A 17994-nucleotide genomic window follows, 5' to 3' on the forward strand; every position below is an offset into this window, starting at 1 on the left:
GAAGGGGCCAGGGGTTAGGTTCTTCACTCTGCCCCCGCTTGTTTCAGCAATCGCGCTACCTGATCAAACCCATTAAATTCAGCCAACATCAACGCTGTGTAGCCACCTCGATTCTTCAGGTTGACATCTGCTCCCGCCTTAAGCAACATCTGGACTGCTTCAACTCGGCCTCGGTGCGCTGCCCACATTAGAGCAGTTGCCCCCGCTTGGTCTTGGAGATTTGCATCTGCTCCCTGTTGCAGCAGCTCCTGCATAATATCGACGTAATCGCGATCGCAAGCTTTCATTAAAGGCGTTTTGCCATCGTCGCCTTGAGTGTTGGCATCGGCACCATAAGCGAGCAAGGCTTGTACGACAGGGGTACGACCTCGCATCGTAGCAATGCTCAGAGCCGTTTCACCAAAGTTTCTCGCCGCTGCATCTGCGCCATGACGCAGCAGCGCGATCGCAATCTCACAGTAGCCGTGAATCGCTGCCACCATTAGGGGTGTATCGCCTAAACGGTTGCGGGTTTGACAATCTGCACCGCGACTCAGCAGCAACTCCACCATTGCGGTGTGACCCTCAACCACGGCTAAATTCAATGCCGTTTCGGACTCTTGATCTTTGGCATTAATATCTGCGCCTGCGTTGAGTAAAGCAGTGGCGATCGCTATTTCTCCACTAGCAGCCACAGCCATTAAAGCGGTAGCACCTTCTTGGTTCTTGGCATTCGCATCTGCACCTTGCGCCAGCAAAGCTTGCACCACTGGCAAATGCCCTTGGTCCGCTGCCAAAGTTAGGGCTGTTTCTCCCTCCCCATCTGGAACATTGACATTAGCACCTTTGGCTAACAGCGCTTGCACGGCACCCCCAAAGCCTAGCTCTGCCGCTTGCATCAAAGCAGTTCTACCGTCTGGGGTTTGACCGTCTATCGCTGCTCCGTGCTCAACCAACACTCTGACAACTTCTACCCGATTCTCGCTGGCCGCTAAAGTCAGGGCAGTTTCACCATAACTGGTTTGGTTGGGATTGGCCCCCACTTCTAGCAAAGCGCGGACAACTGCTGTATGCCCTTGAGCCACAGCTAAATTAAGCGCCGTGTCCTCATCTTTGTCCTGCACATCTGGCTTTGCACCCGCTTGTAGCAAAAGTTGCACCGTATGGATATGGCCTTTCAGCGCTGCTGCCATTAGCGCCGTACTGCCGTCATCATTGCGAGCATTCACCGCTGCCCCGTGGGCCAACAAAATTTGCACGCTATCAACTCGGTTATTGGCTGCTGCTAGCATGAGGGCCGTGATGCCAAACGTCACTCTGACAGCATCAACCTCGGCTCCCGCCTCCAAGAGCAACCGCACAATTTCGGTGTAGCCACTCTGAGCTGCAAACATTAAAGCCGTGGTGCCATCTTTATCTTTAGCATCAGGACTCGCACCAGATGCCAGTAAAGCCTGTACTTGACCCACATCACCCCGTCTAACCGCCTGAAGAAACGCAAGATTGTTAGCAGCGGTCATTTTTTGACATCACCCCGTGCGAAATGTAATAGTTCACCCATTTAATTTTGCTGGTTGGGGCTCGCCCGCCCACACTATCCGTAAATCTAATTTGGTGAAGCAGTGAATTTTCTATCAATAGAGAGTTGACTATTATGCTAACTTTTATGAAGTTCCTTAGCCAATCCTTGATTCCCCTGAGCACCTTATGAGCTTCGAGATCCCCGAATCGACAAAATTCTGGCTCAACTTTCTACATCCTGTAATGATGTGGGTTTTGTTAGCGATCGCCTTTTACGCAACCTATCTAGGCTTCCAATGGCAACGGACTCGTACAGCCGAAGGGGACGAGAAAAAAGAACTACTCAAAGGTCGATTCAACATTCGCCACCATCAATTTGGTTCGCTGTTGTTGGCTGTCATGGTAATCGGAACGCTAAGTGGTATGGCTGTCACCTACATTAATAACGGCAAACTATTCGTCGGACCTCACCTTTTAGCAGGGCTAGGTATGACTGGAATGATTGCAGTTTCTGCGGCGCTCACCCCTTTTATGCAGAAGGGCAAGGACTGGGCTCGCTACACCCACATTGCCATCAACTTCGTACTCCTAGGACTTTTTAGCTGGCAAGCCGTTACGGGAATGCAAATTGTTCAGCGCATTTTAAATCCTACCTAGACTTGGCAACTTAGTTGGTAACTTAGACAGAATTTTGGCTCATTGAACCAAAAAGAAGGGGCGCAAGTTGCGCCCCTTTTGCATGCTTGAACTAAGTTTTGAATTAAGCCGATTTCCGCTTGAAGTGTTTTGGAAACGGAACTCCAATCTCATTATGAAAATCTTCTTGCACCTTATAAGTGAGGCGACGAGAGATCTGCTTGACCACTTGGTAAAGCAAGCGATCGCCCGTATTTTGAATCATGTTTTTTGGCAGCGTATGGATAAACTTGGGAAATTGTAGCGACACCACCAAATCCAACTGCCACTCCACTTGCGTCATTACTGGGGGTAGATTTGCGATCGCTGAGCGCTTGATTTTCGCCATTTCAGCAACTTGCTCTGTTGGCACTTCTATCAATTGCAACGCAGCTTGAAAATCCACTTCATAGCCTTGAGGAACATAGTCGGGCACCGGGATCGTTCTAATTCGGTAAACCCCTTGGTCTTGAGGAAGCAAATCTAAGCCGACTCTCGGCTCTACCTGATAACCAAAGGAACCGTATGGACCAAGAATGAGCGCGTAACCATTCTGACCCAAAGTTTCAACTTTTAGAGGATGAGCACAGCGACGAAACCAACCATGATGAGAATCCATGTACTCAGCAACGGTGGCACGCTCAGCAAACATTTCCATGCAGTCAATGAACTGGCTCTGAAATTGAGTTGTCTCTGTCTGGCCCTGAGTAGTTTCTTCTGAATTCAAATAAGTCGGCTCGATAAACCCTGTCATTGGATGCAAAATTGCCTCAGCGGAATCAGCAGGTTGATGTTCAATGAAATTTGACTGCATAGCAAGCGTTCCTGCACTAGTTGCTCATCGCTCAACTCTAGGACTCTCAACAGGCTATTGATTTTCCACATTCTATATAGAACTTAATTTAGAGTGATGGAAAACCAACCCTACTTTGTTCCAGGCTCAATCTCGACGGAGGAAGCGATGAGTGAATCTCGGAATGATTGTTTCCTCAGCATAGCTCCTGCTATTCCGGCTCAACATGCTTAATGTTACGGATTGAAATCGGGATTTATGCGCCAAGTTAGGCTGGAATTAAGTATTTTTTCAGTCTAGTAGCTTTACGCTGAGTTAATGAAGTAGGACATCACAGCTAGGGTGAGATCTCGATCAATCAGCCAGCAACCGCTACTCCAGCCTAGTCAACCTAAAACAAACTTGACTCTTTTACCAAACAAACTACTCACAAATTACTAACCAAAAGTTCAATTTTACCGTGGGGATCAATTCATTCTATAGAAAGGTAAGCGACTGCAGAAGTTCCACTATAATCGTCTAGGTTCGTTGAGCAGTCTGCCTCAAGCGATCGCGCTATGCAGGTAGTCTATCGCTGGAAAATCTACGTACTAACAGGAAAGTAGAAACAGCAATGAAAGCGTTTGTAGCTGGAGCCACAGGCAAAACAGGTCGCAGGATTGTAGAAGAACTACTCAAGCGCAACATTCCCGTCCGGGCATTGGTGCGCGATCTTGCAACCGTTCGGGACAGCTTCCCGCCTGAAGTGGAATTAGTGGTCGGAGATGTCTTAAAACCTGATACCTTAACCACCGCTTTAGGAGACAGCACGGTCCTGCTGTGTGCTACTGGTGCCAGACCCAGTTTTGATGTCACAGGTCCTTATAAAGTGGACTACGAGGGCACTCGAAATTTGGTAAATGCAGCCAAAGCTCACGGAATTGAGCATTTTGTTTTTGTTTCTTCCCTTTGTGTGTCACGGCTCTTCCACTTCTTGAACTTGTTCGGCCTGATTTTGGTTTGGAAAAAGCAGGCAGAGCAGTATCTGCAACAAAGCGGTCTCACTTATACGATTGTGCGACCCGGCGGTTTGACCGAGGCAGAAGGAACCAATGCAGTGGTGCTGAGCCAGGCTGACACTTTGTTTGACGGCAGTATTCCCCGTACTCAGGTTGCTCAGGTTTGTGTTGAAGCGCTATTTCAACCGACAGCCCGCAACCAGATTGTGGAAGTGATTGCTGAGGCAAAGGCTCCAGCCAGACCCGTCGAGGAACTGTTTACCAGTGTGGCTTAATTGAACGAAAGTAATACTATTCGGCGATCGCCACGTCGTACTCGTCGTCCCGCTCTAGCCTCTACTCGGCAAAGCAGACGCCAAAACCGTAGAACTAAAGCCTTACAAAGGTTTATTGGTAGCTGCCTTGCGCTGGTGGGTCTCTTACTAGCTCTCTCGCATTGGCCCACGCGATCGCCTTTGCCAGAGCAGTCTCAAATTACTAGCGAATTACCGCCTTTAGTCATGCCGGGAGGCGATCCCTACGTTCGGGCCTTGATGCGAACTATTTCGGCTAGCGAGTCGAACGATGCCTCTCCTTATACGGTGCTCTATGGCGGCCAACACATTTCCGACTTCACTGAGCATCCCGATCTCTGTATTAAGATCGTCAACGGACCGAACAAAGGCAACTGCACAACGGCAGCAGGCCGCTATCAATTTCTTACGACCACCTGGGCAGAAAAAGCGCGCTTGTATCACCCCAATTCCACGCGCTTCCTGTTTTGGGAAACTTATAGCTTTGAACCCCAGTATCAAGACGAGGTAGTTTATACCTGGCTCCGAGATCCCCAAGCTTGGGGCGTCGATATTCCGGCCTTATTACGGGCGGGTGAGATCAACCCAGTTTTAGAACTGTTATCAGGTACTTGGACGAGCTTGGGCTATGGCATCGAGGATAATCAAATGACAGGGGCGCTCCCAGAGATCTATCAAAAGCTACTCCAAGAAGAACTTGAGGCCGAGAGAGCTTCCCGCCATACGGAAGCCCGACCGATTATGCATTGGTCTGATTGGAACCTATTAAGCCAACAGCTAGGGCAAGAATCGATCCAAGGCAGCTTTTAGCTCTTCAATTTCGACTTCGATATTGCCTTCTAAAGCAGCACGGGCAACACACTGAGTTAAATGCTCATCTAAAATCATCCGCGCCACTCGGTCTACTGCTCCCCGAACTGCGGCCAGTTGTACCAATACATCTGGGCAGGGACGACTCTCTTGCACCATGACTTTGATGCCACGAACATGACCTTCAATGCGAGAAAGGCGGTTGACAATGCGCCGTAGCGATTCTTCACTGTGGACATGAGGATGATCGGCTACGCCATCCACAGCGTGGGAATGATCGCCATGAGCTACATCCTCGAAGGTTAGATGGTTTGTCCTTAGTGAGGACAACATTTCATTTGGATGGGGCTCAGATTTAGTCATTGCGCTCAACCAGGACAGCAGAGGTATGCTTCATTCTAACTTAGGGTGCTCATCTCAAGGGGAAGTTTGAGGACTGACTTCTGCACTTGGGTTATTGACAGATGGGGCTTTGTAACCTGATAAGGCAGCCAGTTCCAAGAGCGATCGCGTACCCGAATAAAGACGATCGCCAATCTCCCAGGTAGGATAACCTTCAATCTGTTTAGCTTGACACAAGCCTGGTTGGGGTTTTTCGCCTTTTGGGTCACATTCTACATAAGGCACTGTAGCCACGGCAGGCCCAAACAAAGCTTTTTGATCAGCACAATGAGGACACCAGTAAGCGCCATACATTTTGGCTCCTGTCTGCTGGAGGTGCTGAGCTAAGCTTTGCTCAAAGGCAACCGTTTCCGGTGGTGTTGGAAGATTGGCGGCAGTTAGGTCGTCGCAACCCCACAGGAAAACGGCCAAGCTCAGCGCGATCGCCACACTTAAAAATTTTGCTTGTCTGAGTAATGCCGCCAGTGGATTCCGGCTGCTCTGCTCGTTTTGCTGACTAGACAACATCACCTTAATTTTCCCCCATCATATCTCACAGGATAAAGCCCAAACTAAAGCCCAACGTGGAAGCATCTTACTATTTGCGATCGCTCACCTGTACGACTCTCGTAAGAACGAAAGAAACGAAAGATCAGTTAGCTTAGGGAAAGGCACACCCTCCGGAGGTGTGCCTTTCCCAAACCTTTTAGAGGTTCTTGGCTAGAGCGTTGCCAAAAGTTGCTTGATTCGACCTTCCTGGCGTTCTTGCAATTGCTCTGGGAAGCGCAGTTCGATCGCGGTACTCGATGCTGCATCTCCATTACCAGAATTGGCTAATAGCTCTATTGTTTGCACTACTGCCAACAAACGCTTGGGTAAAGGATGACCATCCTCTAGCAACACGCCGACGACGGGCTGGCTTTGCCGAAGTTGCTCTAAAGCATCAATTGGTTCGTGAAATTCTAGCCGCAGGCTGCGTACTCCCATCTCAGTCGCCATAGCCGTATAAAAATGGCCTTCCCAATATAACTGGGCGGGAGTTTGAATGCGCTTGCGCACCTTTTGGCCCTGAATGGGCTTGGCTTCTTGAAAAGAGCGAGTCAAGCTGGTCGCAATAAAGCGGAGAGAATCCAGGGGGTCATCTACTTCAGTACGATTTTGGGAATACCACTCGCGCACATCCGAGTAGAGCACGATCGCCAAGGCATCCAGCTCTGACTGGGTAGGGTTGATAAAGTCAGCGACTAAAATGGTTTGGGCATCGTTCAGCGGCACTCCTCGCACAATCCGCGCTTTGAGAAACGCTCGGGCTCCATAGTCACCCACGAGTTCTAACTCGATCTCGTCTGGTAAGTTTGGCCAAGAATCGAGCACAATTCTAGCCCCGGACTCACTGACATCTTCAGTTTTGCCTCTCCAGGTTTGGTCAGGGCCATAGATGACTGCGGTTAGCTTGCGGTTGAGGCGGTGGGTTCGTCGTAATTGCGGCTGTTCAAATGAAACCAAGATTGCCGCCACAATCAACACTAGGTTGAAGATGCCCCACAGCATGTTCACCAACACAGCTTCGCTATCTTCTGGCCGCAGAATCAACCAGAAGGGCACGGATAGCACCGACAGAGCAACCAGAACCGCCACTACTACCAAGGGACGGGCGGATTCCCAATCAAAGTCTCGTTTGGTGACAGATAACCCTTTGTCGGTAACGTTGAAAGACCCCATTCTAGGATTGATCAACGCCATCAGAGTCACGGCTCCGGCGTAGAACGACATGGCGAATTCGTAAATCTCGTTCCAGAACGAGAACCGCACATTCTTGTAGGTGATGAAGTTGGCGTACATCGACAAGAGAATATGTGGCAGGGCGTAGGCTAAGGTCTCAAGCCCTAAACCCCGGATCGGATTGATGCCAAATAGCAGGAAAAGGGTGGGAGCGATCGCGTACATCAAACGCGGAAAGCCAAAGAAGAAGTGCGAAGTCGCCGAAAAATAGCAAATCCGCTGCGGAATAGTCAGGTTGAGCTTGCGGTTGAGCAGAGGATTTTCTAGGCGCAAAATTTGGGCCATGCCTCTAGCCCAACGCACTTGCTGACCAATGTAAGAAGAGAATTTCTCTGGGGCTAAGCCTGCCACCATGATTTGGTCGTAATACACCGACTTATAGCCCAAGGAGTGGAGCCGAAAAGCGGTGTGGCAGTCTTCCGTAACTGTTTCTGTAGCAATTCCGCCAATTTGCAGGGCATAGTCTTTGCGAATTACCGCTGCGGAACCGCAGAAAAAGGCTGCATTCCAAAAGTCATTCCCTTTTTGCAGCACTTTATAAAAGAGTTCGTTGCCCACAGGCACTTTGCCGCGAGTCAGCAAGTTGCGCTCAAACGGGTCTGGGTTATAGAACCAGTGCGGCGTCTGGACAAATGCCACCTTGGAATCGTAAAAGAAGCCTACTGTCGTTTGGAGAATGGGTCGAGCAGGAATGTGGTCACAGTCCAAAATCAAGACCAAGTCGCCATCAGTACGCTTAAAGGCCGTGTTAATGTTGCCTGCCTTGGCATGGTCGTTGTTGTCACGAGTCAGCAAGGTGCAGCCAAGTTCCTCACACATCTGGCGGAGAGACTCTCGTCTATCCTTATATTTCTCAGCTCGACCGTCATCTAAGATATAGACCCGCTTTTTGTCAGCAGGATAATCGATCGCTAAAGCTCCCAAAACCGTTTTGCGGACAATCTCTACATCTTCGTTGTAGGTGGGAATATAAACATCTACCTTAAACAAGCGATCGCTAGGAATAGTAGAGAGGTCAATGGGTTGGCGTTCTCTGATTTTCAGAGTTTGGAAGTAAGCCAAAAACAGGGTGATGATCGCGTATAGCTCTGCCCCGTACAGGAGGATGCAAAAAAAGCCGTTGAGCCAACCGTCAAAATTGAAAGTGTAAGCGGTGCGATAGTACAGGTAGCGAGCCGTCGTCACTGTACTGAGCCACACCAAGAACAAATGCAGATATTCGCTAGTTTGCGGGTTGTTGCGTTGCTGCTCAATGCGCACAATCAACCAACCCATCAGAACCAGGAGCCCTGCAATCACGCCTTGCTGCCAAACCTTCAGCGGTGTAGTCACCAAGGGCAAGGAGAGCACGAGCACGAGTAAAGCTAACAACCAAAGTTGGCGGCGGTTAAGCGATTGCAAGGCGCGATCGAACCAACTGGGAACCAGGTTCACCAACCAATCGGTTAATGTGTCTAGAGGCGATCGCCTTGTCGCTCCAGTCGCTAGGGGCGGTGGATCTGGCCGTAACGGGGGAGAGGGATTGGCCATTTATTTATCCTGCTTTTCTACACGCTTGAGATAGAGCTGAGTGATACCGTAGAGACCCAAAGCAAATACAACGATCCCCGTCGGCAGCACGAACCAATGGTCTTGCAAAAAGCGCGAAACTTTACTGAAAGGATTGCTGTTGTCCAGCCGTCGCTGAGAACTTTGCTGGAGAAACTCCAAATTGTAAGCATCTGGATCGTAGCCAGAAGCACTTGCTTGATTGGCACTAATCAGCACCGTATCGCCATTGAGCTGGAAGAACAATGGGTCTTGGTTCAGCAAATTTTGCACTTGCTGTAAGCCTGCCTCTGTTTGTGCGCTCAAAGCCAGCAGGACGCGATCGTCGTTCCAAGGAGAAATCACTTCTTTGATTACCCCTTCCGAATCTGGCAAGGCTTGAATCTGGCTTTGATTCCATTTGCGAGAAAACACATTTTTTAGGGCAAAGCCATTTTCTTGGAACGCTTCGGGGAAGGGGAACTGCGATCGCACACCAATTCCGACTAAGTTTTGTCGTTGCTTCACTTCTGTCGTGAGAGCGTCCTGGGTGTAAGCCTGTATTTTCACCGTGTCGGCTTGGCTGAGGCGACCTAAGCGCTCACTAAACTCTAACAACGTACTCAAGTCGGTGACGGATGGTGTTTCTGGAACCACGATTGCTGTGGTGGAGAGGTCTTGAGGCGCAGCAAAGGGATACCCCGTAGACAGCAACTTCAGGTCAGGAATTTGGACGACATTTTGGCGCTTGAGTTTAAAGTTGGTGTCAGCATGGACTTTCCCCCAGAGTTGCTGGTCATTGATTCGACCACAGTTAGCAGGTTCACGCGGACTGAGGTTGAAGGCTACCTGAATTTTGGAATCCGGTTTGACTAACTCAGCTGGGAGATTGACATTTAACGTATCCCTAGCTGCTCCCTGCTCGGAGGTCAGGCGCTTACCGCCAATTGGGGCACCATCGAGTCGTACTTCCACCGTCGAGAGTCGAGGATTCACCTGCGGGCCGTAGCTATACACCAAGTTCATCGAGCTGCCACGAGTGAACTGGTCATCTGGCAAGGCTCGGAAATTTACCTCTACAGGCGGCGCATAAGCACCCCGCACCGTAACATCCTCAAAAGGTTCGTTCTCAGCGTTATTGAGCTCACGCAGTTTGAAGGAGTTTTTCTCGGGCAAATAACCGGGCCATTGCCTCAGAGGCGGCGTGGGCACTGAGGTAACGCTATTCACAACTAGGTAATAACCTGTACCAATCTGGCGGTCCTTCGACTGCACCAAAAACTGCACTGCTTTGTTCACGCCTTCCGGCCCATTCCCTGTGGCAATCAAAACCGGAATGCCATTGTTGCGGGTGGTAGCCAGCATCAAAATGCCTGACTCCGCTGGCAATGGGTTGCGGCTAGCGTCTAGCACTTGGTTGTCAGCGATCGCCAATGGCAACTTGAGCGACTTCAGCGCCGGTTGCTCTTCAGGAGTGCCAATCACCACCAAGCGCTCGTCTGCTTTTGCCTGATTGAGGTTTTTCACCAACCGAGTTTCTAGCGGTCGAAACTCTGCCAAGCGTCCTAGCGCGGCCTGGAAGCGAGCCGCCGAGGTCAACCAAGCACTATTGACTTGGTTGGGTAACAGATAGGTGACTCGATTTGGGTCCAGGCTGAGGTCGTCGAAGAAAGGATAGGGGTATCGGGTAAAGTCGAGTTTGACGGGTTTGGGCTGATAGTTAAAGATCAGCTTGGAATCAGGTAAGACTTCCGTCCATAAGGTGGGGTCGGCAGGATCAGTACAGGTGGCTGAGTTGTTCTGCTGTGCCACCAGCGTCACTTCATTAAAGTCTTGAATTAAGTTGGGCGGCACATTCAACAGAACCTGGCCGATTTCAGACTGCTTCCGGTTCAGCGGTACACTGCCAACGCTCGTTCCATTTACTCGAACGGTTAAGTTAGAACGGTTGGCTAAAAGGGCGGGCGAGTGTTGGAACCGCACCAGTACCTTGGCGGAACGCAAATTCCAAGTGCGGGGACGGGTAAATCCTAAGCGAGCATCCGCAAACACCCCTTGTAACCGCAAGCGATTACCTACGACTGGGCTGCGGTTGAATTCTAGGACGTAAGGAACGGTTGGGCCTCGGGCAGCGACAGCATCCGGGGTAGAGCTAGGACTTGGACTAGCTCCTGGTGAGGTAGGAGAGCTGGCAGGTTCTGGTGCAGTGGCGGCTGGGGGAGCAGCAGGCTCAGGGTCAGGTTCAATCGCCGCTGGTTCTCTGGGAGCTGGAGCTTCCGCAGGTGCGGGTTCGGGTGCAGGTTCTGGCGCAGGTTCGTAAGGTGCAGGCTCAGGCGCAGGTTGGTATACCGGAGCCTGGGGCGGCGGTTCTGGCAGCGTCAGCTCCTCGATCACCTGGTTTTCGTCTTGGGTAATATCGCGATCGTTCTGTTGGGCTACGGCTAAGCTTGCCGTCACCCCAATCGCTGTGCCCGCAAAGGTGAGTAACAAGAGCCAGATCACGGGGCGCTGTTGGCGGCTCCCTGGGCAAGACTGGCGGCGGGAAGATGAAAGTAAGTGCCGGAAGATGCGTTGCATGGATGGGTAAGTTTAGCGGGTGGGGCTTTAACGAGGTTGCAACAGTTGGGGAGAAATGGTGTCGGGCGGTAGCAAGCCTAACCAAGCGAGGTTTTGCACATAATAAGCGGAGTTGTTATCCCAAAAACCATTTCGGTACTGGGGCTGCAACTTTCGCTGCCAAAGCTCGGTGGCGATCGCCGGGTCGAGCAGTCGCCAAGCAGGATACAACATGGCATATTGAGCAGTGGCTTCGTAACTCACGGTCGGTGCACCTGAAAGATCAAAAGTGGCGGGGATTTTTTGTTGCGATCGCCATTGTTTTTGCAGAAATCCTGAATGCTTTTGCAGATATGCTTTGGCAGGTGCGGAGTCAAACAGCTCCGCGTCCCAAGCGACCCGCCACCAGACGCGGTAAGCGTCAAAACTGTATTGGCTTTTCAGCGGCCCAGAGAGCGGTAACGGTTGAAATTCTCCTGTGGTGGTATCCACCGCTACCCAATCGCTCGGCAAACCAGCAGCCGATAGCGTGGCTGAGTTTTCCAGAGCTTGATAACTACTGTCCACCAAGCTCAGCCAATCGTGCTTGGGATCGACTTGAGCAAAAAGCCGAAACGCATAAGGCGCAAAGTAGGACGGATTCAGTTGAATCACGGTCTGCTGCTGAAAAGCTGCGGCTGGCCCTGGCAGCAGATAGCGCTGTCCACCAGCGGTCACAGTGGAGAATCGCCACAAGTCTTGCAATTTGGCTTGGGCTAACTTCAGATACTCTGGTTTCTGCCAACGCCGGGATGCCAAAATCAGAGCGGTAATGGCATCGACATCGGCATCACTGGCAAAATTCGGGTCGATCGCTCCCCATCTTGCGGGTTCATTTGGGCCTTGTTCATTACGGCCCCACTTCCAAACCCAGAGCTGGTCGGTACGTTTGCCATTAGCTTGGCGTTGCAAATTGTTTTCTGACCACTGCAAGGTTTTGGCAAAGGTGCTGGGGTCATCACTCAACACCGCTCGCAGCATGGCGTAGGCTTGCCCTTCGGACGTGGAGCGATCGCCTGCTTCCCGGTCAATTACCCGCCCATCCGCTTGAATAAAACGTTGCCGATAGGCGGTCCAACTTTGCTGCAACAGTTGTTGAGTTGGCGCTGCTGTTGCTGAGCTGATTACAGTCGGGTCTGGACTGGGAATAGGCGCTGTAGTGGCTGGCGGGGTAGCGGGTGGAGATTGTCTAACGTCGCTAGAAAATTTAGAACATCCGAGTAGTCCTATCATGCCACTCAGACTAACTGCCACTGTTGCCCTACGCCACCATGACCACGAGCCTGTTTGTCGCTTAGTTTTGGGGTACCGTAACATCTCAACTGGCCCTGCACAAGGTAGTAAAGCTAAAGGCACAAAATGAACCGCATGGTGACAACACCATCCATCTAGCAGTTAGTAACGCTCCCACGGCGGTTGAAACCCTCGCTGTCTCAACAAGTCTTCTTTGATCTGCTGCACCCTCCGGGACAAGCTACTATCCGGGGTTCCGGTTGTCGCTTGCTGTACCTGAAGTTGTTCCAGTTGCTGCAAAGCGGTGAGGGGCATGCCTTGAGCCGCCATCAATTCAGCCAGCGATCGCTGTGCCCCCACATCTGTCGGATTGAACGCCAGCACTTGCGAATACAACTGCTCTGCCGCCCCAAACCGACGCTGCTGGAATCGCACCCCACCTAATGCAGATAACGCTTCAATATTGTTCGGTTGGATTTGCAAAAGCCGCTGGTAGGCATCACTGGCTTGGTCCAAATCTCCTAATGCCTGGGCTACCTGCCCTTGCAGTTGGTAAGCACTCGGATTATTGGGATTGCGGGCTACCAGTTGGGCCGCGATCGCTCTGGCTTGGGCAGGACTCCGGGCAGCGATCACCTGAATCGAGCGTAACTGCAAAGCAGAGTTACTCGGGTCCAGTTGCAGCAGCGCATTGTAAAGCGGTTCACGGCGAGGATCCGGGGGTAGCACTCCCACCAAAGTCACCAATTCCGGCGGCGTGTCGGTGGGGGGGCGGGTTTGCAGCCAAGTATTCAACACCGCTTCCGCCTCAGCTAAAGAAATCCGTTGAGCCTGATAAGCTAAAGCTGCTCGACCCAGTTGAATTTCCAAATTTTGCGGATTCAGGGCCACTAATTGGTTATAAATCGCTAACGATTCATCGGTGCGTCCCTGCGTTTGGCGCACACTTGCCAAGCCTTGCAAGGCATTATTGATAATGTCGCGATCGCTGGGATTACTGGCCAGAATTGCTTGATAACGCTGAGCGCTGGCTTCCAAGTTGCCTTCGCGCCGCTCGATCTCAGCCAGAAGTAGTTCCGAAGCTCGGTCTTGTGCTCCTGCCGATGTATTGGCATAGGCAGCCAAGGCACTTCTCGCCGCTGGTAAATTATTCTGCTGAATCAAGAGTTGGGCGATGCGGAAGTTCAGAAAAGGCGCGTTGACGCCCGCTTGCAGCAACGTTTGGTACACCGGGAACAGTTCTGGCTCTGGTTCCACCGCTGAAAGCGCTTGAGCTAACTGTTGTAGCTCTACTGGATTGCTCGGTAAAGGCTGCAAAACCGTTTGTAGTCGTTGCCGTAGCTCAGCTCTAGAAATCACGCCCAACTGGCTCTCCAAGGCCAATTGCTTCAGCGCCAAAATTTGATTGTTGGGCTGCTGCTGCGTCAGTTGGCGATACAGTTGCAGCGCATAAGGTTGCTCGGCAGGAATACCGCTGAGCACATCGGCCACTTCTTGCACCAACGTCGGCGTAGGATTGGTTTGGCGCTGGAGTTCCTGACGGTAGAGGGCTGCTGCCTCTTGGGTCAGGGTCGGAGCATTGGCTTTGCTCCCTAACTCATTGAGTGCCCTCGCCAAAGGCAAGGCTGCTTCAGTGCGACCACGGAGTGGATCTAAGACTGCTAACGCTTCAGCAGGTTGCTGGTTAGCCAAATAAGCTTGAGATAGTTCCGAGCGAGCTTGAATCGCCGTGTCGTCTAAGTCGCGGGATGCTTGTAGTTGCGCTTGCAAAATGGCGATCGCTTGAGCAGGATTGCCCGTTTCCCTTAAGGCGCGGGCATAGGCCACTGCGGCATTCCCGGTGATCGTTTTGCCGGAAGCTCGGTAGCGGTTGAACAGCTCTAACCCTTGCTGGGCATTTCCCGTGTAAGTGTAAATTTGCGCCGCCCCTAGAATCACATCAGGGGTGGGATTGTTTTGTAAAACAATCTGGTAGTCAGCCAAAGACTCTGCAAAGCGCCCTCGGTAGCCCAGTAAGAGCGCCCGCTGTCCCCGCGCTTCTAGGTCGTTGGGTTCTAAGTTCAGCAAGGTAGTTAAGGCGATAATGCCTTGGTCCTGCCATTCCGCTCGGTAGCCTCCTAGGAAACCCAGCGTTTTGAGCGCCAAACGGTTGTTGGGGTCTTGTTCCAACACGCGCCCATAAGCTTGGAAGGCATTGGCATCTTGTCCTGCCCGCCGATAGGCGATCGCCAACCCCAATTTGGCTTCTATCGATTGTGGGTAACTGCGAATGGCTCGCTGAAAAGCCGCGATCGCATCATTGACCAAACCGCGATTCAGCAGGGTATAAGCTTGTCGAACTGGAGCAGGCACCGTCTGCGCTTGCACCGCCGGAATTTCCCAAGGCCACAGGTCTACCATCAAGCCACCGCTCAATCCTACGGCGAGCAAGCAAGACCATCCTAATCGCCTAAACTTTACTGTTTTGCGGGTGTTTTTCCAGGTGTCATGCCGTTGGTTCATTGCAGCCTGCCCTTCGGTGTGACATCAAATTCGGTCTTGAGCCGGAATCCCGCGATCGTCTCCGAGAAACCATTTAGTTCCTGTAAGGTAAAGCCTAGCCGCAAGTTAGGCAAAAAGCGAAAATCGTAATAGAGTTCCAGAACATCTGGGTTGCGATCGCCCAGCTGTCTTCGTAAAGCCGCATTAGACAGTTGGCGACCATAGGCTAAGCCCAAGCGATCGTCAGGGGCAAATACATCTAAAACGGTAAGTCCGACGTTGTAGGTGTTGCCTTGTTCGTCAAGCCCCCGGTTGTTGTACTGGCCGTAGCGACCGAACAAACCCATGTTGAGGCTGGGAATAAAGACTTCCGCGTTGATGCCAAAGCCTTCCTCGCGATCGCCTCGCTGGGGTCCACTCAACCCATCCCCTCGATTCACTTGAAAGATTTCTCGGAAGCCGTCGCCTGCCCCAGTTTCTCGCCCTGTGCTGTAAGTACCGCGAATGATAGCGTTGCCGTAACGCAGTCCCAGTTCGCCCGCAAAGCCATCTAAGCTGAAATCCCCAATGCTCCGCGCCGAGGAAAACGCCGCAAATCTAGCTTCGATGTTGTCAGTTAAAGCCCAGTTCACTAAAGCACCGGGCCGAGAACCAATCCCAGTTGCGGTCAGCGCGGAGTTAGTCTGAAACACTGGGTTAAAGAAGTGGCTCGCGCCATCCTTGGCAAAACTGTTGCGATCGAAATAAGAGGTCAAGTCTAATTGCCCCACCACAAACCGCAAGTTGGGCAAATCTCGCGGAGAAGTAGCGACAAACAACTCATTCAAACTCAGCCCCTCTTGCTGCGAATCGACCAACCCCTGTCCTGTCGTCAAATCCAGCGCCCCACCAAACAGAATGTTGGGCGTTAAAGGATAAGCCGCTGACAAGCGAGCTCTAGCGGATGATTCATCCGCCTGATAGAGATATACACCTTGCAGCTGCACAGAAGGTTCGCTCAAAGCCGTACTTCGCAAAAGTGGCTTAGAGGAAGTTTCTGGTCGAGTTTCTAAAGCAGCAGCAGGGGCTACATTACCTGGTGAATTGCTTGGGGGGGCTGTTGTGCTTTGAGGAGCTGTTGGTGTGGGCGTATTTTGGAACTGCGGAAAAGCGGTCGGCTGCCCCGTCGGATACCCAGCACCATAAGGGCTAGGAGCACCGTAGGGCGCAGCAGGGGCACCGGGGTATGGACTTCCAGGGTAGTTGGGTGCAGCGTTATAAACGCTACCGGGATACATGGGCGTAGGATTAGCACCATAGCCGGGATAATTCGGCGCAGGACTAGACGGATTGCTCGGATAATTCGGGGCAGGTGGAAATGCAGTTGGATAGGAATTAGGTGGGTAAGAATTAGGCGGATAAGAATTACCGGGATACCCTAAAGCAGGGCTGGGATAATTACTGGGATAGTTCGGTACAGGACTATAAGAATTACTGGGATACCCAGGTGCAGTTGGATAGGAATTAGGCGGATAAGAATTACCGGGATACCCTAAAGCAGGGCTGGGATAACTACTGGGATAACCAGGAACATTGTTATAAATATTACTGGGATAATTGTTGGGATAACTAGGAGCTTGAGGGCTATAAGTGTTAGTAGGGTAAACCGGATTTGGACTATAGAAATTACCGGGATAATTCGGCGCACCATTATAGAAATTGTTTGGGGAATTGGGTGCACCATTATAGAAATTTGGATATGTTGATGGCGCAGTCAAATTAGGGACGGAGGCAGGCGCTACAGGTGCGGCAGTAGGCTGTGGCGAAGGAGCGTACCGATTGTAGAAATAGACATTATTGGAGCTATCGGGTCCAGTAGGACCACCTGCCCCTGGAACCATCAAGGTTGGCATGGGAGCAGGCATAGGCTGACCCATCGGATAGAAACCACCATTGGGATTCCAACCATAAGGATGCCACCCAGGAGGCGGCATTGGTGCTAGCTGAGCCGGAGGTAGTTGCCCGACCGGATAGGGATAAGGGTAAGCATTACCATTGACGCCGCCCCAACCCGGAGCAGCTACAGGCCCTCCAGACATCCAAGGCAGTTGCTGAGGAGAAAAACTGGCGCTTGGCGTCTCGGGGCGAACCGTAGGCAAGGGGGTTGGTACTAGCAGGGGTTGTCCGTTGGGATCGCTACGCTGCCCTACGGGCTGCGGCCAACCATTGCAATTCCCCGCACAGACTCCAGGACTATATTGTCCAGGGACACCTAAGCCTGCACCATTCATCTGCCAGTAATTGTCAGCCGTCTTGATTGGGGATGTCTGGGACGGTTTAACCCCAGAGGTTTTGGTCGTGCTTTTAGTCGTAATAGATGAAGATTGATCCGATCGCGATCGCTTCGAGTTAACCGACTTAGATGGAGTCGTAGCGTCAGATTCTAAAGACGGCGATCGCTCCGGAGCGATGAAGCTGGGCAAGGCCGTTTCCACCTGCTTAGCCAGCACTTCTGGTCTAGAACCAGCGATTTGATGGACTAGATCCGCTTCAGTATTAGACAGGTTTTGGGGAGCCTTAAGAGGGGCGATCGCTGCCGCAGCCAACCTAGAGCGAGCTTGAGGTGTGGCCTTTTTATTTCTGAGCTTTGCTTCGGAACTTGGACTCTGAGTGGCTGGGGCCTGACTCTGAGAACTGGGTTGAGGCGTTAATTCCGACAGACGGGGAGAATTTGCCCAGCTAGGCTTTACCTGAGTTAGCCCGGTGAAAAGAAGCAATGAGATTGAGCCAGATGCTAGGACTCTAAGCGAGAGTAAATAGCTACGGAAGATAGACCAACGAGAATCAAGCATGATATGGCTCACACCTATTGTGCTGTCTGATGCGGTCTAGTGAATATGGAAGCTAAGACTACCGAAAAACATTTAGACTGCTGAAAACTTTAGCA

Annotated in this window: 12 protein-coding genes; 3 read left to right on the top strand and 9 right to left on the bottom strand. The window is 51.5% G+C overall.

Annotated features, from left to right (window positions below):
* Positions 1-23: 23 nt before the first annotated feature.
* Positions 24-1499, bottom strand: coding sequence for an ankyrin repeat domain-containing protein (locus tag H6F68_RS02405; protein WP_190556177.1), 1476 nt, complete (start codon positions 1497-1499; stop codon positions 24-26).
* A 187-nt stretch (positions 1500-1686) separates the two neighbouring features.
* Here H6F68_RS02405 and H6F68_RS02410 point away from each other — a divergent pair, with 187 nt between their 5' ends.
* A complete protein-coding gene (locus H6F68_RS02410; protein WP_190431441.1) occupies positions 1687-2157 on the top strand; it encodes a DUF4079 domain-containing protein in 471 nt (156 codons plus the stop codon).
* A 103-nt stretch (positions 2158-2260) separates the two neighbouring features.
* Here the strand turns inward: H6F68_RS02410 and H6F68_RS02415 are convergent, their stop codons facing one another.
* Positions 2261-2989, bottom strand: coding sequence for a DUF1997 domain-containing protein (locus H6F68_RS02415; RefSeq protein WP_190431440.1), 729 nt, complete (start codon positions 2987-2989; stop codon positions 2261-2263).
* Positions 2990-3581: 592 nt separating this feature from the next.
* Between H6F68_RS02415 and H6F68_RS02420 the strand changes: the two genes are divergently transcribed.
* On the top strand, positions 3582-4241 hold the full coding sequence (locus H6F68_RS02420) for an SDR family oxidoreductase (protein ID WP_190554156.1): 660 nt from the start codon (positions 3582-3584) through the stop codon (positions 4239-4241).
* The gene (locus H6F68_RS02425; RefSeq protein ID WP_399312567.1) at positions 4242-5069 is read left to right on the top strand and encodes a muramidase; all 828 of its coding nucleotides are present in this window, start codon (positions 4242-4244) and stop codon (positions 5067-5069) included.
* Here the strand turns inward: H6F68_RS02425 and H6F68_RS02430 are convergent.
* The 7 genes from H6F68_RS02430 to H6F68_RS02460 all read right to left on the bottom strand — a co-directional run bounded on the left by H6F68_RS02430 (position 5037) and on the right by H6F68_RS02460 (position 17899).
* Positions 5037-5432, bottom strand: coding sequence for a metal-sensitive transcriptional regulator (locus H6F68_RS02430; protein WP_242065301.1), 396 nt, complete (start codon positions 5430-5432; stop codon positions 5037-5039). The two genes, H6F68_RS02425 and H6F68_RS02430, sit on opposite strands and share 33 nt — an antisense overlap.
* A 54-nt stretch (positions 5433-5486) precedes the next feature.
* Positions 5487-5978, bottom strand: coding sequence for a hypothetical protein (locus H6F68_RS02435; protein ID WP_190556179.1), 492 nt, complete (start codon positions 5976-5978; stop codon positions 5487-5489).
* Positions 5979-6170: 192 nt separating this feature from the next.
* Positions 6171-8762, bottom strand: a complete 2592-nt coding sequence (gene bcsA / locus H6F68_RS02440) for a UDP-forming cellulose synthase catalytic subunit (protein ID WP_190556181.1) — start codon at positions 8760-8762, stop codon at positions 6171-6173.
* Complete coding sequence (locus H6F68_RS02445; RefSeq protein WP_190556183.1) at positions 8763-11336, bottom strand: cellulose biosynthesis cyclic di-GMP-binding regulatory protein BcsB; 2574 nt, start codon at positions 11334-11336, stop codon at positions 8763-8765.
* 27 nt (positions 11337-11363) lie between these two features.
* On the bottom strand, positions 11364-12608 hold the full coding sequence (locus H6F68_RS02450; RefSeq protein WP_313930002.1) for a glycosyl hydrolase family 8: 1245 nt from the start codon (positions 12606-12608) through the stop codon (positions 11364-11366).
* 141 nt (positions 12609-12749) lie between these two features.
* Entirely contained in the window at positions 12750-15089 is a 2340-nt protein-coding gene (locus tag H6F68_RS02455) for a tetratricopeptide repeat protein (RefSeq protein WP_190556185.1), read from the bottom strand.
* A complete protein-coding gene (locus H6F68_RS02460) occupies positions 15086-17899 on the bottom strand; it encodes a carbohydrate porin (RefSeq protein ID WP_199299856.1) in 2814 nt (937 codons plus the stop codon). The genes H6F68_RS02455 and H6F68_RS02460 overlap by 4 nt, the downstream gene beginning before the upstream one ends.
* Positions 17900-17994: the final 95 nt, after the last annotated feature.

Origin of the sequence: Trichocoleus sp. FACHB-262, assembly GCF_014696035.1 — a bacterium.
Taxonomy (GTDB): Bacteria; Cyanobacteriota; Cyanobacteriia; order FACHB-46; family FACHB-46; genus Trichocoleus.

What these genes read in the sequence shown, in the direction of transcription:
- H6F68_RS02420 (WP_190554156.1), top strand. Translation starts at nt 3,582, where the DNA reads ATGAAAGCGTTTGTAGCTGGAGCCACAGGCAAAACAGGTCGCAGGATT.
- H6F68_RS02405 (WP_190556177.1), bottom strand. Translation starts at nt 1,499, where the DNA reads ATGACCGCTGCTAACAATCTTGCGTTTCTTCAGGCGGTTAGACGGGGT.
- H6F68_RS02410 (WP_190431441.1), top strand. Translation starts at nt 1,687, where the DNA reads ATGAGCTTCGAGATCCCCGAATCGACAAAATTCTGGCTCAACTTTCTA.
- H6F68_RS02415 (WP_190431440.1), bottom strand. Translation starts at nt 2,989, where the DNA reads ATGCAGTCAAATTTCATTGAACATCAACCTGCTGATTCCGCTGAGGCA.
- bcsA (WP_190556181.1), bottom strand. Translation starts at nt 8,762, where the DNA reads ATGGCCAATCCCTCTCCCCCGTTACGGCCAGATCCACCGCCCCTAGCG.
- H6F68_RS02455 (WP_190556185.1), bottom strand. Translation starts at nt 15,089, where the DNA reads ATGAACCAACGGCATGACACCTGGAAAAACACCCGCAAAACAGTAAAG.
- H6F68_RS02435 (WP_190556179.1), bottom strand. Translation starts at nt 5,978, where the DNA reads ATGTTGTCTAGTCAGCAAAACGAGCAGAGCAGCCGGAATCCACTGGCG.
- H6F68_RS02445 (WP_190556183.1), bottom strand. Translation starts at nt 11,336, where the DNA reads ATGCAACGCATCTTCCGGCACTTACTTTCATCTTCCCGCCGCCAGTCT.
- H6F68_RS02430 (WP_242065301.1), bottom strand. Translation starts at nt 5,432, where the DNA reads ATGACTAAATCTGAGCCCCATCCAAATGAAATGTTGTCCTCACTAAGG.
- H6F68_RS02460 (WP_199299856.1), bottom strand. Translation starts at nt 17,899, where the DNA reads ATGCTTGATTCTCGTTGGTCTATCTTCCGTAGCTATTTACTCTCGCTT.